The 20247-nt window shown below is 37.9% G+C and carries 21 protein-coding genes and 1 pseudogene; 17 read left to right on the top strand and 5 right to left on the bottom strand.

The window, feature by feature from the left end; all coding sequences use genetic code 11:
* The first annotated feature begins 39 nt into the window (after positions 1-39).
* Positions 40-807, top strand: a complete 768-nt coding sequence (gene cobA / locus L0B53_RS04480) for a uroporphyrinogen-III C-methyltransferase (RefSeq protein ID WP_235059250.1) — start codon at positions 40-42, stop codon at positions 805-807.
* A 114-nt stretch (positions 808-921) separates the two neighbouring features.
* Here cobA and L0B53_RS04485 read toward each other — a convergent pair whose 3' ends face one another.
* The 4 genes from L0B53_RS04485 to narQ form a co-directional block, all read right to left on the bottom strand.
* Entirely contained in the window at positions 922-1542 is a 621-nt protein-coding gene (locus L0B53_RS04485) for a DUF3313 family protein (protein ID WP_235059251.1), read from the bottom strand.
* A gap of 73 nt (positions 1543-1615) precedes the next feature.
* Positions 1616-1741 carry a hypothetical protein gene (locus L0B53_RS19375; protein WP_260115528.1) on the bottom strand — a complete coding sequence of 42 codons (126 nt, stop codon included), beginning with the start codon at positions 1739-1741 and terminating at the stop codon, positions 1616-1618.
* Positions 1742-2122: 381 nt separating this feature from the next.
* The gene (locus L0B53_RS04490; RefSeq protein ID WP_409202797.1) at positions 2123-2743 is read right to left on the bottom strand and encodes a response regulator; all 621 of its coding nucleotides are present in this window, start codon (positions 2741-2743) and stop codon (positions 2123-2125) included.
* Between the two features lie 37 nt (positions 2744-2780).
* On the bottom strand, positions 2781-4481 hold the full coding sequence (gene narQ / locus L0B53_RS04495) for a nitrate/nitrite two-component system sensor histidine kinase NarQ (RefSeq protein ID WP_235059253.1): 1701 nt from the start codon (positions 4479-4481) through the stop codon (positions 2781-2783).
* A gap of 378 nt (positions 4482-4859) precedes the next feature.
* Here narQ and napF point away from each other — a divergent pair, with 378 nt between their 5' ends.
* From napF to L0B53_RS04545, 10 genes are all read left to right on the top strand, one after another.
* Positions 4860-5354 (top strand): ferredoxin-type protein NapF, encoded by a 495-nt coding sequence (gene napF, locus L0B53_RS04500; RefSeq protein WP_235059254.1) that lies wholly within the window; start codon positions 4860-4862, stop codon positions 5352-5354.
* Positions 5355-5394: 40 nt separating this feature from the next.
* The gene (locus tag L0B53_RS04505; protein WP_235059255.1) at positions 5395-5667 is read left to right on the top strand and encodes a chaperone NapD; all 273 of its coding nucleotides are present in this window, start codon (positions 5395-5397) and stop codon (positions 5665-5667) included.
* Positions 5668-5748: 81 nt separating this feature from the next.
* Complete coding sequence (gene napA / locus L0B53_RS04510) at positions 5749-8238, top strand: periplasmic nitrate reductase subunit alpha (protein ID WP_235059256.1); 2490 nt, start codon at positions 5749-5751, stop codon at positions 8236-8238.
* A gap of 127 nt (positions 8239-8365) precedes the next feature.
* Positions 8366-8821, top strand: coding sequence for a nitrate reductase cytochrome c-type subunit (locus tag L0B53_RS04515; RefSeq protein ID WP_235059257.1), 456 nt, complete (start codon positions 8366-8368; stop codon positions 8819-8821).
* Between the two features lie 25 nt (positions 8822-8846).
* Entirely contained in the window at positions 8847-9422 is a 576-nt protein-coding gene (locus tag L0B53_RS04520; protein WP_235059258.1) for a NapC/NirT family cytochrome c, read from the top strand.
* A 9-nt stretch (positions 9423-9431) separates the two neighbouring features.
* Entirely contained in the window at positions 9432-9560 is a 129-nt protein-coding gene (locus L0B53_RS04525; protein WP_235059259.1) for a TIGR02808 family protein, read from the top strand.
* A gap of 249 nt (positions 9561-9809) precedes the next feature.
* Entirely contained in the window at positions 9810-10352 is a 543-nt protein-coding gene (locus L0B53_RS04530; protein ID WP_235059260.1) for a biotin transporter BioY, read from the top strand.
* Positions 10353-10381: 29 nt separating this feature from the next.
* A complete protein-coding gene (locus L0B53_RS04535) occupies positions 10382-11053 on the top strand; it encodes an energy-coupling factor ABC transporter ATP-binding protein (protein ID WP_235059261.1) in 672 nt (223 codons plus the stop codon).
* Entirely contained in the window at positions 11047-11676 is a 630-nt protein-coding gene (locus tag L0B53_RS04540) for an energy-coupling factor transporter transmembrane protein EcfT (RefSeq protein ID WP_235059262.1), read from the top strand. The genes L0B53_RS04535 and L0B53_RS04540 overlap by 7 nt, the downstream gene beginning before the upstream one ends.
* Positions 11677-11829: 153 nt before the next feature.
* Positions 11830-12258 carry a DUF1284 domain-containing protein gene (locus tag L0B53_RS04545; RefSeq protein ID WP_235059263.1) on the top strand — a complete coding sequence of 143 codons (429 nt, stop codon included), beginning with the start codon at positions 11830-11832 and terminating at the stop codon, positions 12256-12258.
* Positions 12259-12567: 309 nt separating this feature from the next.
* Here L0B53_RS04545 and L0B53_RS04550 read toward each other — a convergent pair whose 3' ends face one another.
* Complete coding sequence (locus L0B53_RS04550; protein WP_235059264.1) at positions 12568-13056, bottom strand: acyl-CoA thioesterase; 489 nt, start codon at positions 13054-13056, stop codon at positions 12568-12570.
* A 377-nt stretch (positions 13057-13433) separates the two neighbouring features.
* Between L0B53_RS04550 and L0B53_RS04555 the strand changes: the two genes are divergently transcribed.
* The 6 genes and pseudogenes from L0B53_RS04555 to L0B53_RS04580 all read left to right on the top strand — a co-directional run.
* Positions 13434-14234, top strand: coding sequence for a cache domain-containing protein (locus L0B53_RS04555; RefSeq protein WP_235059265.1), 801 nt, complete (start codon positions 13434-13436; stop codon positions 14232-14234).
* Positions 14235-14246: 12 nt separating this feature from the next.
* On the top strand, positions 14247-16370 hold the full coding sequence (locus L0B53_RS04560; RefSeq protein ID WP_235059266.1) for an MFS transporter: 2124 nt from the start codon (positions 14247-14249) through the stop codon (positions 16368-16370).
* A complete protein-coding gene (locus L0B53_RS04565) occupies positions 16367-17428 on the top strand; it encodes an ABC transporter substrate-binding protein (RefSeq protein ID WP_235059267.1) in 1062 nt (353 codons plus the stop codon). Before L0B53_RS04560 ends, L0B53_RS04565 begins: the two co-directional genes overlap by 4 nt.
* 63 nt (positions 17429-17491) lie before the next feature.
* Positions 17492-19555 (top strand): type VI secretion system Vgr family protein, encoded by a 2064-nt coding sequence (locus L0B53_RS04570; RefSeq protein ID WP_235059268.1) that lies wholly within the window; start codon positions 17492-17494, stop codon positions 19553-19555.
* Entirely contained in the window at positions 19556-20119 is a 564-nt protein-coding gene (locus L0B53_RS04575; protein ID WP_235059269.1) for a DUF6931 family protein, read from the top strand.
* Between the two features lie 11 nt (positions 20120-20130).
* Positions 20131-20247: pseudogene (locus tag L0B53_RS04580) on the top strand (type VI secretion protein); the annotation flags it as partial.

A 20247-nucleotide genomic window follows, 5' to 3' on the forward strand; every position in this document is an offset into this window, starting at 1 on the left:
ATAAAAATATAATTAAAATTGCAGTGAATAGAGTGTTTAATGACGAATTCAAAAAAAGAAAAAACAGAAGAAAATAGCCACTATGGAATGATCTCATTAGTTGGAGCTGGGCCCGGTGATCCCGAATTATTAACGCTTAAAGCTTATCGTTTAATTCAGAATGCTGATGTTATCTTCTATGACCGTCTCGTTTCTGAACCGATCATGGCGATGGCAAATTCGGAAGCGGAATTAATCTATGTTGGGAAAAAAAGGGATCAACACTGCGTTCCCCAAGACCAAATCAATCTGTCTTTAATTGAGTGGGCTAAAACGGGGGTTGATGTCGTGCGTTTAAAAGGTGGTGATCCTTTCATCTTTGGTCGTGGCGGTGAAGAGTTAGAAGAGATTGTTGAAGAGGGAATTAGTTATCAAGTTGTCCCAGGCGTCACCGCGGCTTCTGGGTGTGCTTCTTACTCTGGAATACCTTTAACGCATCGAGATTACGCACAAAGTGTTCAGTTTGTCACTGGTCATCTCAAGCGAGATGGTGAAGAGTTAGATTGGTCATCATTGGCAAGAGTGAACCATACATTAGTCTTTTATATGGGGTTAACTCAGTGCGAAGAGATTGTTGCTAATTTAATGAGTCATGGATTACCAGAAACGACATCTTGCGCCATTGTAGAAAAAGGAACAACCCCAGAGCAAAGAGTATTAACTTGTCAGCTTGTTGATTTAGTCAAAACCTCATTTCAGGTGGAGAGTCCGTCACTCATCATTGTTGGTCGAGTGACAGAACTGCATCATAAGCTAAAGTGGCGTTAAAGGTGACTGCTTACTGAAGTTACTTTATTGGGGTTAGCGCTGTAACGGCTGTGATTTTTCGCCTACTAGAACTCCCATTCTTCTAGGTATAAGCAGTGGTAGGTATCAACAAGATTAATTATTTAATTCGGTAGCAACGTGTTTGATAAATGCATACCCATCATTGGCCGCACGTTGATTATCCTTTTTCTTGAGATCTTTTAACGTTAATACACTGTGATTATTATCTAAGACCCCATTGCCATTATAGACAGCGACTCGTTCTGCAATTAATTGATCAGTTTCACTGTCGACAAGTTTCAATACAGCAAAGAGTCGTACACTTTCATCTCTAAATCCCGCCGCTTCTCCTACAAGGCCTATTAATGCACCTACCGGAATAATCTCAGTGGGTTTCATATTCTCTCCATGCGTATTGGCTTTAGCTATTGTCACCACTAATTTTGCAACATCCTGTCCTTTTTTCTGTACAACAGGCATTGTCGTTGACTCTACCTGAGCGGTGAGTGAAAGATTGACTTGATTTGTTAATTCTAACAACACGTTATCTGGTATACGGTTAGTTTGAATATTCGCGCTATCTAATATGACAGGGGCAATCATTAACTTCTCATATTGATTATGTTTTGCCGCTGGAGAGATCCATTCTAATCCATGATTGCCTTTATCATAGTTCATCGGTTGTAATTGCAAGTCTTGTTTATCAACCATGGCCATTTCATCTTTAGTTGGCATCTTACTTGCACACCCAAATAAAAATAATACTGTTACGATTACAATGTGTTTTTGAAGAAAGATTCTCATGATTTTAGATACTTACTGAAGTTAAAGAATAGTGGAGTTCCATCAGGGTTAGCTTGAACGTTAAATAGAAAGCATATTCCGTTTTCTTATTTGACGTTGCTAGGTTGTTGGCTGCGTTAGCTCCAATCATATAGAACACCTATGATTATAGAGCCTCATTCTCTTGAAGCCTACGAATAACACCAATGACTCTGGGCATAGACTTATCAACAACCGATGACTTAAATCGTCCATTTAAGTCAAAATATTATATAACGTAGGTGATATATTAACCATGTTGATATTTGGATATCATATTTTCAAATTTGATGGTGTTGATGTGGCGTTCTTGAGCTGGCAATTGGCTAGCCAGTCCGATTATTTTAGGTAGGGTTTTAATAAAAGAGAGGAGTTAGTATTGTGTTAATGCTGACTATCTCCATCTTACTTGAAGTTGCTAAGTTGTTGACTACATTCGTTCGCCTACTAGCAACTCCCGTTAATTTAAGTCTGAATTAACTTTGATAGGGCTTTAGCTTGTTAATGTTTCGCCATATCGCTCTAGATAGAGGATCGTGACTTCTGTCCGCGAGGAGACATTCAGTTTTTTAAAAAGGCTCTTCAGATGAACTTTGACCGTCGCTTCAGAGATGAATAGATTAGTCGCAATATCTCGATTACGGTATCCTTTTGAGACTTCTTTTAATATTTGTGCTTCTCTTTCTGTTAGTTGATTAAAGGGATCATTTTCATCATTCAAGCTATCTAAAATATTTAAGACTTTAGCGCTATATCCTTTCTGGCCAGCAAGAACTTGACGAATAATGGCTAATAGCTCATCAAGCTCAGTATCCTTAAGGATATAACCATCCGCACCGGCTTTAAATAGAGTTTCAATATCAATGGCACTATCTGAAACGGTCAAGATGACAACCTTAGCTGATGAGTTATCAACTTGTAATGCTTTTAAGGTATCTAAGCCTGACATACCTTCCATATTAAGATCTAATAAAATAAGGTCTGGTTGTAGGATTTTTGCTTGAGCAATCGCTTCAGCCCCATTACTAATATCGGCAATGACATCAAAATCTTCTTCAAAACTAAGTAGCTGGTGGATCCCTTTACGCATTAAAGGGTGATCGTCAACAAGCATTATTTGATGTTTTTTCACATAAACCTCGGAGCTGTTATTATTTTTTAAAAGAAACTGATACTTTACTTCCATTGCCAACAGAAGATTGGATCGTTAAATGACTGTCTAAACGAGAAGCACGCTCTTTCATAATAGACAGACCAAAATGCCCATCTTTTAAGATATTTTGATCAAAGCCAATCCCGTTATCTTCGATGGTAACCATTATTGTATCATCATTTTCATTGCAATTAATTGAGATGTGATTCGGTTTTGCGTGTTTTATTGCATTGATGACCGCTTCTCTAATTAATTGTATTAAATGGACTTGTTGATTACTAGATAGATCAATGGTATTAATTTGATTGTTTAATGTGATTATAGCCTGACTCTGTTTTTGCAATAGGGTAACGACTTCAGTAAGAGCATCACTAAAATTCCCCTCTTTAAGCGATAATCTAAAGGTTGTGATCAATTCTCTTAATTGTGCATAAGCGGTATTCAAACCGGTTGCGAGCTCTTCCATGCAAGTATCACGCTGCTTAGCTACTTTTTCACTGGGTTCCATCGACATGGTGCGTTTTAAAATAGAGCTTTGAATTTTTAAATATGAGAGGGATTGTGCTAAAGAGTCATGAAGTTCTCTCGCTATCGTGGCGCGCTCTTCCATAATGAGAACATGATCAGATTGTTTTTGCACATGGATAAAATAGATTGATTTAGTGAAAATATCACGAATATTGGTCATAAATTCACGTTGTTGATCTGTTAGATCATCGACAGGTTGCCAATAAAGGTGTCCGTGTAGATTACCTTCGACCTCTAACGGAATTACCTTTATATTTTCTTCATCCAGTTTGCCGGATAGGAAGTGACGTGTTTGACCTTCTCTATCATTAATTTCCAGCTCAATACCTTGTAACCAAGTTAACTCTTGTAAATAGGATAAAACTAACTCAAATTCGACTTTACCTACCTTGGTCGAGGAGAGAGCTTGAGATGAGCGGTATAAGGTATTAATTAACTCATTTGCTTCCCTTAGGCTTTGATTCTTTTTATGTACGGTGAGTTCTAATCCTTTGTAGACGCGCTCTAATTCTGATGCCATTTTATTAAACGTACCATTTAAAACGCCGAGTTCAGAAAGTTCATTTTCATTTAATCGAATAGAAAAATTACGATTATGGATCTGTTCACTGGCTAACATTAATTCTTTCAGCGGTGCAATAATTCGTCGTCTTAAAAGATAAATAATATAAATGGAGATGAATAAGATACTTCCGAGGCCAAGACTTCCTAAATAAGCAAGTTGATTTAATGTGGTGACGGAATATCTTTCTAAACTATTAACAAAAGTATCAATTTGATTAACAAAGTGGGGGACTTGATTAATAAAAGGGTTTGGTTGATTAATATCTATTTGAGGCTTTAATTTTTTCCACTTAACAATGATTGCATTATATTCATTTTTTACATGGTCTGGCACCCACCATTCATTGAGTCCTTTCATTGCTGGAGAATATAAGGAATCTTCAAAGTGACGAATATGCTGATTTATTTTATCTGGGTTTTGAGTAAGCTCTAATCCTAGACGATAGCTTTGCATTCTCATTGATCCTGAGACATTAATCACTTTTCCATCATCTAAAATTAATGCAAATGAGATAAAAGAAAAGCTCGTTGTCACAACGGCTAAGAGCAAAATAGCTAATAAACTGGAGGCTATTTTAGCGGTAACGGAATGCATTGTTTTTTTCATTATGTAACCAATAAGTGGAATTCGAAGTCGGTATTAAAACTGAAATCTAAGTTAATGACAATATTTATTGATCTAGAACAATTTTAATCTTGTTTAACCCTTTTGGATTATATCAGTTAAAAAAGAGAAACTTATAATATTGTTATTCTATTTATTAGAAATAATAAAGTTTAAATTGATGGCTAATAGAGTAAGTTATTCACATAAATAAATGATTGACAAGATGATGAGATAACAAGTTCTGTGGTTATGGGTAACAAGTTTTTAACCTTTTGGTTGCTTTTTACTTAATTCGTTCATTTCTGAATATCATGATCGAAATAAATAATAATAAAATTAGAACAAACTTAGTTTAACTCAATGTGATTAGAGTGAAGTATGGAAAACCCATCTCGACGACGATTTTTTTCTCAGTTAGTTAAACCCAGTAGGCAAGCAGAATCTAAGCATACGACGATTCACCAATTACCGTGGTTGAAAAGCGATAATGGTTTTACGGATATTTGCACACGTTGTGAAAAGTGTATTCAATCGTGTGAAAGCAACATTATTGTCAAAGGTGTGGGAGGATTTCCAACGGTAGAGTTTTCAGTGGGGGAATGTACTTTCTGCTATCAATGCGCTGAAAATTGCCCTGAATCACTGTTTGACGAAAAAACAACGTTACCTTGGCAAATTAAAGCAGATATCTCTTCGGCATGTCTTGCTAAAAACAATATAGAGTGTCGAAGCTGTGCTGAACAGTGCGACCAAAATTCGATTCAATTTAAATTACAAATTGGCAAGGTAGCCCAACCTCAGGTGGATATAACAAGTTGTAATGGCTGTGGTGCATGTGTTGCTGGATGCCCCGTTTCAGCCATCTCCCTTTAAAGTACAAGTCAATATCTCAATGATCAGGTAAGGAATTCTGATGTTATTAAATGAAGTTCATATTTCAAGTTTAGTTGTTCATACCAATCCTGTTCATTTAGCTGTAATTGAACAACAAATTGCCCAATTTAACAATGCTGAAATTTATGGTTCGAATCCAGATGGCAAAATTGTGGTGGTATTAGAAACCGAAAATCAAGGCTTTGTGACAGAAACTATCGATGCGATAAACAATTTGCCAAATGTGTTAAGTACGGCGTTAGTTTATCACCAGATTGAAACGAATCTCGATGGCGATATCGTGAGTCAATAAATAGATTAAGTTAAAAATTATATTTCTTCATCAAGCATGAAGGAATGAATATTTTCACATCAACTGGAGTGAAGAATAACAATGAAAATGACACGTAGAGCATTTGTTAAAGCAAATGCAGCCGCCTCAGCATCTGCTGTTGCAGGTGTAACTCTGCCAGCATCGGCAACGAACTTAATTGCAAGTACAGATAAAACCAAAATCACATGGGATAAAGCACCTTGCCGTTTTTGTGGTACGGGTTGTTCGGTACTCATTGGTACTCAAAATGGTAAAGTTGTAGCGACTCAAGGTGATCCAGAGGCACCTGTTAATAAAGGCTTAAACTGTATCAAAGGATACTTCTTATCTAAGATCATGTACGGTCAAGATCGTTTGCAACAACCTCTTCTTCGCATGAAAGATGGTCAATATCATAAAGATGGTGATTTTCAGCCAGTTTCTTGGGATGTGGCATTTGATACCATGGCTGATAAGTGGAAACAAGCACTGAAAACTAAAGGTCCTGATGCCGTTGGTATGTTCGGTTCTGGCCAGTGGACAGTCATGGAAGGTTATGCCGCTGCTAAAATGATGAAAGCAGGTTTCCGTACCAATAATATCGATCCAAACGCTCGTCATTGTATGGCGTCTGCAGTAGGTGCATTTATGCGTACCTTCGGTATTGATGAACCAATGGGTTGTTATGATGACTTCGAGAATGCGGATGTGTTCGTACTTTGGGGTTCAAATATGGCGGAGATGCACCCAGTATTATGGACGCGAATTACTGACCGTCGATTAAGTCACCCGCACGTTAAAGTCAATGTGCTTTCTACTTATCATCACCGCTCTTTTGAACTGGCTGATCATGGGTATATTTTTACGCCACAATCTGATTTAGCGATTGCTAACTATATTGCTAATTACATTATTCAAAATGATGCAGTAAATTGGGATTTTGTTAACAAGCACACCAATTTCAAGCAAGCGACAACAGATATTGGTTATGGTCTGCGCGATTCTGATCCACTGCAGCAAGCAGCAAAGAACCCGAATTCAGGAAAAATGAGTAGTATCTCATTTGAAGAGTATAAAGCGTCAGTTGCCCCTTATACTGCTGAAAAAGCGTCTGAAATGTCTGGTGTTCCTGCAAAAGACCTTGAGGTTTTAGCTAAGCAGTATGCGGATCCAAATACGAAAGTGATGTCACTTTGGACCATGGGCATGAACCAACATACTCGTGGTGTTTGGATGAATAGCCTTGTTTATAACATTCACTTGCTAACGGGTAAAATCGCAACACCAGGAAATAGCCCATTCTCATTAACGGGTCAACCTTCTGCCTGTGGTACCGCTCGTGAAGTAGGGACATTCTCACACCGTCTACCTGCTGACATGGTTGTTGCGAATCCAAAGCACAGAAAGATTGCAGAGAAGATCTGGCAGCTTCCTGAAGGAACGATTCCACCAAAACCAGGTAAACATGCAGTAGCACAAGATCGTGCACTTCATGATGGTGAAATTAATGCCTATTGGGTAATGTGTAACAACAATATGCAAGCTGGGCCGAACATTAATGGTGAACGTTTACCGGGCTACCGTAACCCTGAAAACTTTGTCGTTTGTTCTGACCCATACCCAACGGTAACCGCACAAGCGTCAGATCTTATCCTTCCAACAGCAATGTGGATTGAGAAAGAGGGGGCTTATGGTAATGCAGAGCGTCGTACACAAGCTTGGTATCAACAAGTTAAATCAGTGGGCGAATCAAAATCTGACTTATGGCAGATTATGGAGTTCGCTAAACGCTTCAAGATGGAAGAGATTTGGGGTGAAGAGTTATTAGCTCAAGCACCTGAGTACAGAGGTAAAACAATGTACGACATGCTGTTTAAAAACGGCCAAGTTGATAAGTTCCCAATTGAAGAAGCAAAAGAGCTAAATGATGATGCACATGATCAAGGCTTTTATGTTCAAAAAGGTCTGTTCGAAGAGTACGCAGAATTTGGTCGTGGACACGGACACGATTTAGCCCCTTACGATGTTTATCACCAAACTCGCGGTCTTCGTTGGCCTGTTGTCGATGGTAAAGAAACCAAATGGCGTTATAAAGAAGGTTCAGATCCTTATGCCAAAGCAGGAACAGATTGGGACTTCTATGGTAAACCCGATGGTAAAGCATTAATTATCTCAGCACCTTATGAAGCGCCACCAGAAGTGCCAAACAGTGAATTCGATCTTTGGTTATGTACGGGGCGAGTACTAGAGCATTGGCACACAGGAACAATGACGCGTCGTGTCCCTGAACTGTATAAAGCAGTGCCTGATGCGCTATGTTACATCAACCCTGAAGATGCCAAACAACGTGGCTTACGTCGTGGTGAAGAAGTGTTAATTCAGAACAGTCGTGGTGAAGTGAGAGCGCGTGTTGAAACTCGTGGTCGTAACCGTCCACCAAAAGGGTTAGTTTTTGTTCCGTTCTTCGATGCGAAAATTTTGGTTAATAAGCTGATTTTAGATGCCACTGATCCGTTATCTAAACAGACAGATTTTAAAAAGTGTCCAGTGAAGATTACCAAGATTGCTTAATGACTCTTATCTCTATTTAAGATTATAAGAATAGTTAAATACTTTAATAAAAGACGGTGCTGTTAATTGCCTATCTGTTCATTGACGGATACAAATTAACAGCCCATCAAAATAGCGAATTAATAACATGAAAAAATTATTAGTAACTGTAATGACTTTTGTTGCGCTTCTTTCTGGTTCAGTGATGGCTGAAATTGAAAATACCGGCGGAATTGGTGGTGTTGAGTCACTTCGTGGTGCTTCAGAGTTAGAAACAACACGTCCAGCTGATGAGATGAAACGAGTTCCACGTTTTCAAGAACTAGAGAGTGATTTTGTTTATCAGCCACCACTTGTGCCACATACCGTACGTAATTATGAAGTTTCATTAAACTCTAACAAGTGTTTAGCCTGTCATAGCTGGAAAAATGCCAAAGAGATGAATGCGACGAAGATCAGTGTGACTCACTTTGTTAATCGTGAAGATGCTGTTCTCGCTGATGTTTCTCCTCGCCGCTATTTTTGTCTACAGTGTCACGTTACTCAATCTAGTGCTAAACCATTAGTGGAAAATGAGTTCGTACCTGTTGATGCATTGCGCTAATTAGCCATTTAAAGAGAGGCTATTTATGAAATTACTAAAAAACTTGTGGAAACGCGCAAGTACACCGAGTAAAGCGGCGGCAGGTATTGTCCTTTTTATGGGCTTTATGGGCGGCTTACTATTCTGGGGGGCATTTAATACTGGAATGGAAGCCACCAATACAGAAGAGTTTTGTTCTGATTGTCATGCGCCTTTAGTGAAAGAGATTCAAGAGACGATCCACTACTCAAACCGTTCAGGTGTTCGTGCGATCTGTTCAGATTGTCATGTACCGCATGAGTGGTCAGATAAAATCGTTCGTAAAGTTCAAGCATCAAAAGAACTGTTTGCTCACTACGTGTTAGATACGATTGGTACGCAAGAGAAGTTTGAAGAGCGTCGAGAATATCTCGCCAATCGAGAATGGTCTAGAATGAAAGAGAATGACTCATTAGAGTGTCGTAACTGTCACCAATTTGAGTACATGGATTTTTCAGAACAAGATCCACGTAGCCGTCAACAACACTCGACGTCGTTAGCTTCAGGTGAGAAGACCTGTATTGATTGTCATAAAGGGATTGCCCATAAATTACCTGATATGCATAACGTTGAAGGTTGGTAAGGAGTAGATATGAGTCAACTAGAATCATTTATTTGGCATCTGTTAGGTTATAGTGCAATGCCAGTGATTATCTTAGGAGGATTTGTGGTCGTCGCCATTTTTTCCCTCTGGATCCTGTCAATGACCAGTGATAAATAATATGACATTTTGTCAAAGGTAATGGCCGTTAATCTGGCAATTACCGAATAAGAAACCGCCGTTTGGTTAACTAAAAATAGTTTAATCAAGCGGCGGTTTTTTTGTTATGTTCTCGATAATTCATAGTCTTCCAACTTCTTCTATTGACATTAAAAATGAAAGATGTAAACTTTTTAAATGTTATAAGGTTTACATGATTTCTGTGTACCAAATCTAAAATAGTTAATTAACTTATGGATAAGCTGTTCTATGAATATTAAAGATATAGTATTGATCTCTCTTTTCGCTGCCATCATAGCAATATTGGCTATCTTTCCGCCAATAACATTACCCATTATCCCTGCACCGATTACCGCTCAAACCTTGGGGGTTCTATTGGCGGGTGGAATTTTAGGATGGAAGCGTGGGTTTTTATCTATTTCGTTGTTTCTATTCTTAGTGTTTATCGGTTTACCTTTATTACCTGGGGGCAATGGTGGCATTGGCGTTTTCTTTGGCCTAACTGGCGGTTTCTTAATTAGCTGGCCTTTTGCTGCGTTACTGATGGGATGGCTGGTAGAAAAAAATTGGGATTCATTAAATGCAACCAAAGTGTTTATTAGTTGCTTAATCAGTGGTATTGGTTTGATTAACGCAATTGGCGTCCCCTGGTTAGCTTATATGGCTAATATATCATTAGTTGAAGCGTTTACGGGTTCAATGGTGTTTATTATTGGTGGTGTGATTAAATGCATCATTGCCACTAGTGTCATCATGACAGTTTCACGATCTTATCCTGTTTTATGCCGTTAGTTTAAAAGAATAAGTTTAAAAGAATAAAAATGATAACTTGTAAAAACGTCACATTAATAAAAGATAATCACACTATTCTTTCTGATATTTCAGTTAATTTAACTGCAAAAAGAATAGGTATTATTGGCCACAATGGCAGTGGAAAAACTACGTTTAGTAAACTGTTAAATGGATTAGAAATACCAACGTCCGGAGAGGTGTCACTATTTAATCAAGAGATGGAGCCGATTGAAAAACAGCAACATGTGGGTTTTGTATTTCAAAATCCAGATAACCAAATTATCTTTCCCATTGTAGAGGAAGACATTGGATTTGGGCTGACTCAACTGGGCTTACCCAAAAAAGAGATTCAACAGCGAGTCGAAGATTTTCTTAATAAGTTTAATTTAGGTCATTTAAAACAACGTTTAACTCATCAATTAAGTGGTGGGGAAAAGCAGTTAATTGCACTGATTGGTGTGTTAATTATGCAACCTGAATACATTATTCTTGATGAACCGACGACATTGTTGGATTTAAAGAATCGCTTAGCATTGATTGAAATACTAAATGATCTTCAACAAAAACTGATTATTGTGAGCCATGATTTAGAATTGATGTCACAGATGGATCAATTAATTCTTTTTCATAGTGGATCGATTGTTGATAGCGGTGAACCGACCCGTATTCTTACTAAATATCAGGAACTATCAAGGTGTTAATTTCAATTTATAGCCAGCGTCAAAGCTGTATTCATCGTTTATCTGCAGCGATAAAATTAATGGCTTTAACTATAATTTGTACAATGGTATTTATTTTTGGTGGCTGGAAAATTTTAACCATAACAACCTTTATGACTCTTTTGATGTATAGGTTGGCAAAAATAGAAATTAACACTCTTTTTAAGGCATTAAAGCCGGCATTGTGGCCTGTTTTATTCATTTTTGTTGCTCAATGTGTCATTAATAATTACACGATAGCGATATATACCATTATAAGATTGCTCGTTATTCTCTCTTTAGCTTCATTAGTGACATTCACAACGACCACTAACCAAATGCTCGGTTCGATTGAAAAAGGGTTAAGTTATGTTGTTAACACTGAAAGAGCGAAGAAAATTAGTTTAGCTATTTCATTAACTATCCGTTTTATTCCTAAAGTACGAGAAACCTATTTAGAGATTCAAGATGCTCAAAAGGCGCGAGGAGTTAAAAATAATTGGTGGGCTTTAGCAACGGTGACCATAATTCGAGTATTAAAATCAGCAGATGACATTTCAGATGCTATTAATACTCGAAGTCGATTATTGAGCCAGAATGACAAGTCAGTGGTAATGAGCAAGTAGATATAAGCCTTATACTTGACGCTGCTAGGTTGTTGGCGTCGCTCGTTTGCAGCCTACTAGCAAATCCAATTATTTTAAGTATAAGTAAAAGAAAAGAATCTATTCAGCTTTCTTTGTAAATAGAGAGCAAGTCAAAGAGAATTAAGGAAAGTTGTGATAAAGCTACGTCCACACCATTTACTTTGTTGTTTAACATTTTCAGGAAAAGGGTATACCCAAGCATTTATTGATAATTACTATCAAATTATTGGGCGGTTAAAAAAGCAAGAAAAAGTCAAAATTGTGGCCAGCCCAGACGATATTTGTTCACCCGTTTGCCAAGATAAATCACATCACTGTTTTGAATCAAGAATTACAGCACGAGACCAAGCGGTGCTAGAAGACTTTGAGCGATATACTGACTTACATTTAAAAGTAGATTCAATCATCGAACCAAACTTATTATTTAACGACGAAATTCAAAAATTCTTTAAGCAAGATCTTATCCGAACCGGTTGTATTGATTGTCAGTGGAAAGATCTTTGTGATCTAGAGGCTGAGAATAACTTTAGTTCCGCTGTTTTAAATAGAAAAGAGGTTTAATTTCTTGTTTTCTTAATTAATTGTTATTAAAGTTATATAACAATGGAACGATAAAGGTGGATATTTAGGGATGAATAAAGGGATGGTTTATCCCTTCATACTTGAAGTCGTTAGGTTGTTAGCTGCATTCATTTGCCCCAATCATAGAGTACTCATGGGGCCTCACTCAATTTCCGCCGATTAGCAACGCCAAATATTTTAGATATAGCAGGGACTGTTAGCTGATTTAACGTTAATTCATTTTAATTAGGTGACAGTCTCTTGCGTGCTGTTTTATCTTTAGTATTTTTTTATCTTCAGTACCGCTGATTACTCATCTTCTAACACATGGGCTTCCATCTCTTCACCAATCTGTTTTCTCATCTCCATTAAACGAAGTGCTGACTGATGAAGTTTAATATCTCTGGCAGACTCTGGAATCCACTGAGGGACTTTGGTTGGCTTACCATTTTCATCAACAGCCACCATGATGACAATACAGTGCGTCGTTAAAGTTTTATTATTAACTGACGTTGGATCACTGGCTTTAACCGTCAATCCCACATGCATAGAAGAGGAGCCGGTGTGTATGATTTGAGCTTTTACTTCGACTAATTGGCCAACTTGAACGGGGGCAACAAAGCGAATTCCTCCAGCATAAACCGTAACACAATATTTACCACTCCAACCGGCTGCACAAGCGTAGGCGGCTAAATCGATCCACTTCATGACAACACCACCATGAACTTTGCCACCAAAATTAACATCTGTCGGTTCTGCTAAAAATTTAAGGGTGATTTCTCTTTGCTCTGATGACATGTCAATTCCTTTTATGTCAATTTGTTTAATGATTAATGAAGCTGCTAAGTAAAGCATGAAAAATAAGATAAAAATAGAGAGTAATGGTAAAAGTAGAAATACTCAACAGGGTTTTATTTATCACTAGATATATTAATTATATCAAGATATCCCTGCCATCCTTGTTATTGTTAGGCCAATCAAGGTTAGGTTGATCGTTGTAACTGTTGTATTCATTTGCCTACTCGTAATGACGATTATTTTAGACATCAGTCATTAAGTAAAAAACTCCATTATGCAAACAGTTGAACTTTTTTGTGTGCTAGCTCACAAAAATGTTAAATGAATGTTATATTTTATTTATGGGTTAAAAATTATTGATAAATGGAGTGTGATTATTGAGAGCTTTTTTAGATGTTCATTTTAAGCTAGTCGTAGCGGTTTGGTTTATCCTATTTTCAGTATTAAGCCTGCTCTGTTTAATTAATTTTATTAAGTTTGATAACTTAATGTCTCAGGTTATTTCATCAAAACTAGATGTCGTGGTGACCTCTTTAAATAGTTCAATTAAGCGTGTTGAGCGCTTAGGAATGTCATTAGATTCTTCACAAAATTTATTAACATCTATGGAGTCAGCACTGAATCGAAACCCTAATATTAAATCGATTATTGTGACAGACAGTCAAGGAAAAATTGTTCTATCAAGCGCTAGCCTTTCAAATCTTAATAATGCAGATACGAACTCCGTCAGCATAGACAGTAAAGTGATAAAAAAGTCCGTCACTACACAAGATGAAACTTGGCTTGTTACTCAGGGCGAACAGATCATTATAGGAAAAACATTATTTAATAATTTTTCTGAAAAAAGTGGCTCAATCATTATTGATTATGATAAATCGTCGCTCTTTTCGCTCTTTTCTTTAGTTAAATATCACTTGATACAGATGACATTAGCGATCTTTTTAGCCATTTCTCTTTTAGCTTTTTTAGTTATTCGTATTTCATTTAATGACATTACTCAAGTTATTCGCTTTATCCAAACGTATACGATTAACCGAAAAAATCATCATAAAATGGAGTTGAATAATAGCCAATCAAGCTATATCGCTGAAAAAATAACCCACAGTGAACAGATGAGAATAAAAGCAAAAACTGAATTAAAAAATATAAAACATCAAATCAGTCAAACATCAAAATAGTCATGGTATTGAATGAGCAAATTAAAAAGTCTTTCAAAAGTTATTAATAAGCGCCTCATCACAATCACGGTGATAAGTACACTATTAGCAACCATTTTAAGTTCACTTTACACACTAGTAGAGTTCAATTATGCGATTAAACCTGAATTGGTTCGTAAAACTGATGCTATTGGACAAGTGATTGTTGATGATCTCAATATCGCCTTAGAGGCGGGAATACCTCTGAATAAAATTAGAGGGATGGATATATATCTTCAAGAAAATTTGGATAAGTACCCTGAATTAAATTTTATAGCAGTGAGTTCGAATCGTGAAGTATTGTTCCATGCAGGCATAGTAGAAGATCTTACTGTGCCGGTAATTAATAGTCATTCGTTGCACAGTGAACCTTTTCTTCATGATACGTTATGGCAGCGTATTGAGCAGTCGGTTAGTACCCTCTATCATTTAATTGAGAGTAATTATGACAGCAATGCAAATAGAAGTGACATTTTAAAGATAGATATACCATCTAGCCTACAGCTTGGTAGTGCAGTCTATTTAGGGCTTGATAAACAATTTATACAACTTCAACTCACTGATATTTTCTTCGATATTGGTGTTATTTTAATTGCCGTTTTATTGATTTGCTTTGAAGTGATATTAGTGCTCATTATGCTCTATATCTCTAAACCTTTAGAGGAGTCGGAGCAAACATTAGAGCGGCATGCCAATGGTGATTTTTCTGTTTCAGATACCCCGCATCAACATGGCATCATCGGTCGCTTTTCTGCCAGTTTAAATAAAGATTCACAAAAATTACAGAATGAGTTTCAACAAATTGAATCTGCGCAACATGGCTTAAGTGAAAAGAGTCAGCAACAATTACATGCGATTTCATCAAAATATCATTTAAATCAGAAGATTAAACATGTGGGGGAAGTGATAGACGTTCGGATCCCATTATTTATTTTTTCATTTGCAGAAGAATTACAGAAATCATTTATGCCTCTTTATATTGATGAACTTTATACGCCAATCTGGGGGTTATCTCGTGATGTTATTTTAGGGTTACCTATTTCTATCTTTATGTTGGTTATTGCTTTAATAACTCCCTTTTCTGCTAAATGGGTTGATCGCCTAGGTCAACGACAATGTTTTATATGGGGATTAATTCCAGCGATCTTAGGCTATTTAGGGTGTGCTTTTGCCACCAATAGCACAGATATTATTATCTCTAGAGGCATTACGGCTATTGGGTACGCGATTATATTAATGAGTAGCCAAAGTTATATTGCGGCGGTTATTACTGCGGATAATCGGGCCAAAGGGATGTCTATCTTTGTTGGAATATTAATGACGGCAACGATGTGTGGAACCGCATTGGGTGGCATTATCGCTGACAGAATAGGGTATTCACCGGTATTTCTGATCTCGACTGGATTAGCTGTTGTAGCGGGGATTTTAACTTGGTTTATGTTTTCGAAAGATCTTAATAATCAGTCTGGAAAACAGTCGAATAACAAAAGTAATCAACGTAGCAATACCTTGACTCAAATTCTAAAAAATCGTCGCTTTGTCACCATCGTGCTTTGTGGCGCAATTCCAACCAAAATTGTATTAACCGGCTTTCTCTATTTTATGGTTCCATTATTTTTAGTCTCGTTAGATTCCAGTCAAGCTGAGATTGGACGTGTAATGATGGTCTATTCTCTGCTAATCATTCCATTTAGCCCTATTGCTTCAGGAATCGCCGATAGGTTAAACAAATCACGTGAGCTGGTGGTTTTAGGAACAATTTTATCTGGTGCTGTCCTTATCTCTCTTTATGGTGAAGCATCGATATTAAAAGTCACATTGGCCGTAGGTTTAATGGGGGTCGCGCATGCTATTTTGAAAGCCCCCCTAATCGCTTGTGCTTTGGAAGCGGCAGAAAAAAGTCCAGAAGTACCGAGAACAGAAGTTTTAGCTCTTTTGAGAACAGCCGAAAGAGCAGGCAGTGTTTTTGGACCGATTATTGTGGCAGGACTAATATCAGTTTATAGCTATGGGGTCTCGATGGCCATCATGGGGATGGGGATCATGCTTTCTGGTATTGTAATGTTGTTATTATTGAATAGACGTAAAATTCCACAGCATCAAGGAGAGCGATCATGAGTATTATCTCTAATTATTTGCGAATATTAATCTATAACTCTCTTCTTTTTCTGTCTATGTTGAGTTTCAACTCGATAGCCGAAAACTCGTCTTTTTATTCCGTTGAACACAACCTGAATGGAGAAGCTCGGCAACAGGTTATTATGGTGACGTGGCGAGGTTGTGAAGAGGCGTGTTTAGGTTTCAAGTCTTACCTACAGAAGAGAGGTTATCCTATTGATGTGTCTGTTATTGATGTCGCTCGAGATAAACGTCGATTAAAGACATTGCCCAACCAACTAAAACGGTTAAACCCTGATCTTGTCGTGACTTGGGGCACCAGTGTCAGTAAAGCGTTAATTGGCAGTGTTGATCAATATGGCAAAAGTAGTGTATTGGGCGATATACCCACCTTATTTATGATTGTCGCTGATCCATTAGGTGCAGGAATTATTACTGATGGTGCAGCCTCAGGGCGTGACAACGTCACAGGCGTTCGAAATCGTATCAGTGAAGATGTCCAGATTCGGGCGATGCGTGAATATATTCCTGTTCATAAAATTGGTGTTATCTATTCTGATGCCGAGCTTAACTCAGTCCTAAATGCAAAACGGTTGAAAAACCTTGCTAGCAAAATGAAGTTTGATCTTGTAGAGCTACATTATCAACTAGATAGCACGGGTAAACCTATAGCGAATCAATTTGATCTTAAAATTAGAGAATTAGCCGATCGTGGTGTAGATTTTATTTATGTGGGATCAAGTTCATATAATTTAGCTCATCGAGATCAGTTTACACAAACGGCCTTAACATATGGGATCCCTGTAGCCAGTGCTTATGAGGCGATGGTATCGAAATCATCAGCATTAATGTCTGTTTCCAATAAATATTTTCAAGTTGGAGAGTTGGCGGCAAATCAAGCTGTAAAAATATTGATCGAAAAAGAGCAACCAGGTTCTCTGAATATTGCAGAGTTAGGCAGCTATTCAGTATCTATTAACATGTCTGTTGCACAATCACTCTCACTCTACCCACCCATACAGCTAATTAGAATAGCCAATTTAATTAAGGTGAAATAGCGTCATTATAAGGTAGATAAAAAGGGATTGGATCAGAGGTGAGTAGGAAAAAAGAGGCAAATTATGAATGAGTTATTAGAGTTAAGTGGTAGTTACTTAACGGTCAAGGATGCAAATAACAAAGAGTATGTTGCATCAAAATTAAAGGTGATGGAAGCATTAAACGGTGACTATCAATGGACTGTCTCTGCAATGAGTTCCTCAGCCAGTGCTGCCGATTGGATAGGTCAACAAATTACCACGGATGTTTATGATCTTTTGGGTGATGATCGGAAAGGTTGCCGCCAATACTCTGGTTATGTCGTCAAAGCGGAACGAGAATCTGACCATACAGAGAAAGGCTACTATTCTATTAGGTTAACCGTAAAGCCATGGTTCTATCTATTAAAATATTCTAAGTCCTCAAGGGTTTTTCAAGAATTAAGTGTACAGTCCATTGTTACTTCTATTTTTGATGATTTGGGTTTTAAAGGGTGCTATCAAGTTTCAAGCATGCCAACAACGAAAAGAACCTATTGTATTCAATTTAACGAGAGTGATTTTGATTTTGTGACTCGATTATTGTCAGAAGAAGGTGTTCACTTTTACTTTGGCAAAAATGATAAAAATGAGACGTTATACCTACAGACAGCAACCAACCCTTTCTCTAAGGATGGACTGACGACATTAGACTCTATTACTTCTCCGACTGGAGAGTATGAAATCTTAGATAGTTGGGAACCTCAACATCAATTTCATACCGCTTCTGTGGAGTTAACAGCCTATGATTATAATCAAAGTAAATTGGTAACCAGTAAAACTCAGAAGTCTAAATATAGTTTATCAGGGAATAGCAAGCTCACTCAAACACATTACCCCGTTGCCAGTTTATCTCAAAGTTATGATGATTTAGCAAAACCGTTAGCACAGACTGCCATTGGACAAAATGATTCTAACTACAGCTTAATTAATGCAACTACACAAAGTTATCAATTGGTTGCGGGCGCTTATATTACCTTGAATAGCCATTTTAATTCAGCAGATAAGGGGAATTATATCGTCATCGCGGTGCAGTATGAATTTTCCTCTGACTCTGATAATCAATTTACGACTTCAGCCTCTCTTACTGCTATCCCAGAAGATCAAGTTTTCTATCCTGATCCTAAAAGTAAACCCACTTTGCATGGGCTTCAATCAGCTGTTGTCGCAGGCACGACGGCAGGTGAACCCGCAAGTGACAAAATGGGCAGAGTTCGAATTAAATTTCATTGGGATAGTGAAACCGGCGATAAAACGAGTTGTTGGGTAAGGGTGGCACAAGGAATGTCAGGAAAAAGCTACGGTTCTCAATTTTTACCTAGGGCGGGGCAAGAAGTGTTAGTGAGCTTTATTGATGGTGATCCAGATAGACCTGTCGTCGTGTCTTCACTTTATAATAGTCAAAATCCGCCTCCTTATGTGACTGAAAATACGACCCAAAGCGGGATAAAAACCAAATTAAGTGGTGAATCGAATGAGTTGAGGTTCGATGACAAGAAAGACAATGAAGAACTGTATCTCAAAGCCGCAAAAGATTTTAATACTGAAGTGTTAAATAATGAAACCAAGACTGTCGCCGGTGATTCTACCGTTGCGATAACCAAAAACCTCACACATACCATTGATGAGACCTGTAATTTAACTGCAAAAAAAGACATTACTATTGCGACTGATACGAATCACACCTTAACCGCGACCGAGTCTATAACAGAAAAAACCAAAACTGTGTTGGTTGAAGGGAGTGAAACCATTACTTTAAAAGTTGGAGACAGTAAATTGGTGATTTCATCATCGAAAATAGAACTTTCGAGTTCTGAAATAGCCATCTCAGGAAGCTCTAAAATATCCCTTGATGGAGGTTCGATATCACAATCAGGTTCATCGATTAGCCTCTCTTCTGACGGCTCATTAAGTGCGAAAGCAGGTTCATCGATGTCACTTTCTGCTTCAAGTAGTTTTAGCGCAAAAGGAACCAGTGGAGCAACGATAAAAGGGTTGAATGTCACGGTTCAAGGCGATGTTGGTGCGACTCTAAAGGGAAGTGCTACTGCAGAAGTGAGTGCCAGTGGTCAAACCACAGTGAAAGGCGCGATTGTAATGGTGAATTAAATGAAAAAAATGCCTTATAAAAATAGTGTGTCAATTTGTTCTCGATTTGAATTTTCAGAGGATGCGGCAATGGTTGTCGATGTTGAATCTTTACCAGAAGCCGTAATGAAAAAACTTTTTGAAAGCCAGCAATATATTGATTTAATGCACTTTATTGCACATGCATTACCAATGAGAGAGTCAATTTGGTTTGCAGCAAAAGCCTTGAAATTAAGAGAGAATGATTGGTCTCAACAAGAAGTTAATACCTTAAATCAAGTCATGCAATGGATTATGGAACCGAATGAAACCTTGCGACGTCAGATCGAGTCTCAAATTTTAGTCTATGCTGAAACTAGTGCCGCAAAATGGCTAGGACAAGCTGTTGTTTGGAGTGGAACTGGAAGCATTGCACCGATAGATAGCCCAATGGTTATGCCCGCTGACTTTCTTTATGCGAAAGCTGTCGCGGGAGCTGTTAATACCGCCGCTGTATTACCCGAGTGGCAAGGGCGAGAAAAATATTATACATCGACCTTCGATATCGCGTTAGATATCTCAAAGGGTGGATCAGGAAATATTTAAAAGGAGCCGCTATGCCATGTGCTGCGAGATTAACTGATATGCATACTTGTCCGATGCAAACCCCGGGCACACCTCCCATCCCTCATGTTGGCGGCCCGATTGTTGGTCCTGGCGCTGTGACGGTTTTA

It is taken from the genome of Vibrio sp. SS-MA-C1-2, from assembly GCF_021513135.1.
Lineage (GTDB): Bacteria > Pseudomonadota > Gammaproteobacteria > Enterobacterales > Vibrionaceae.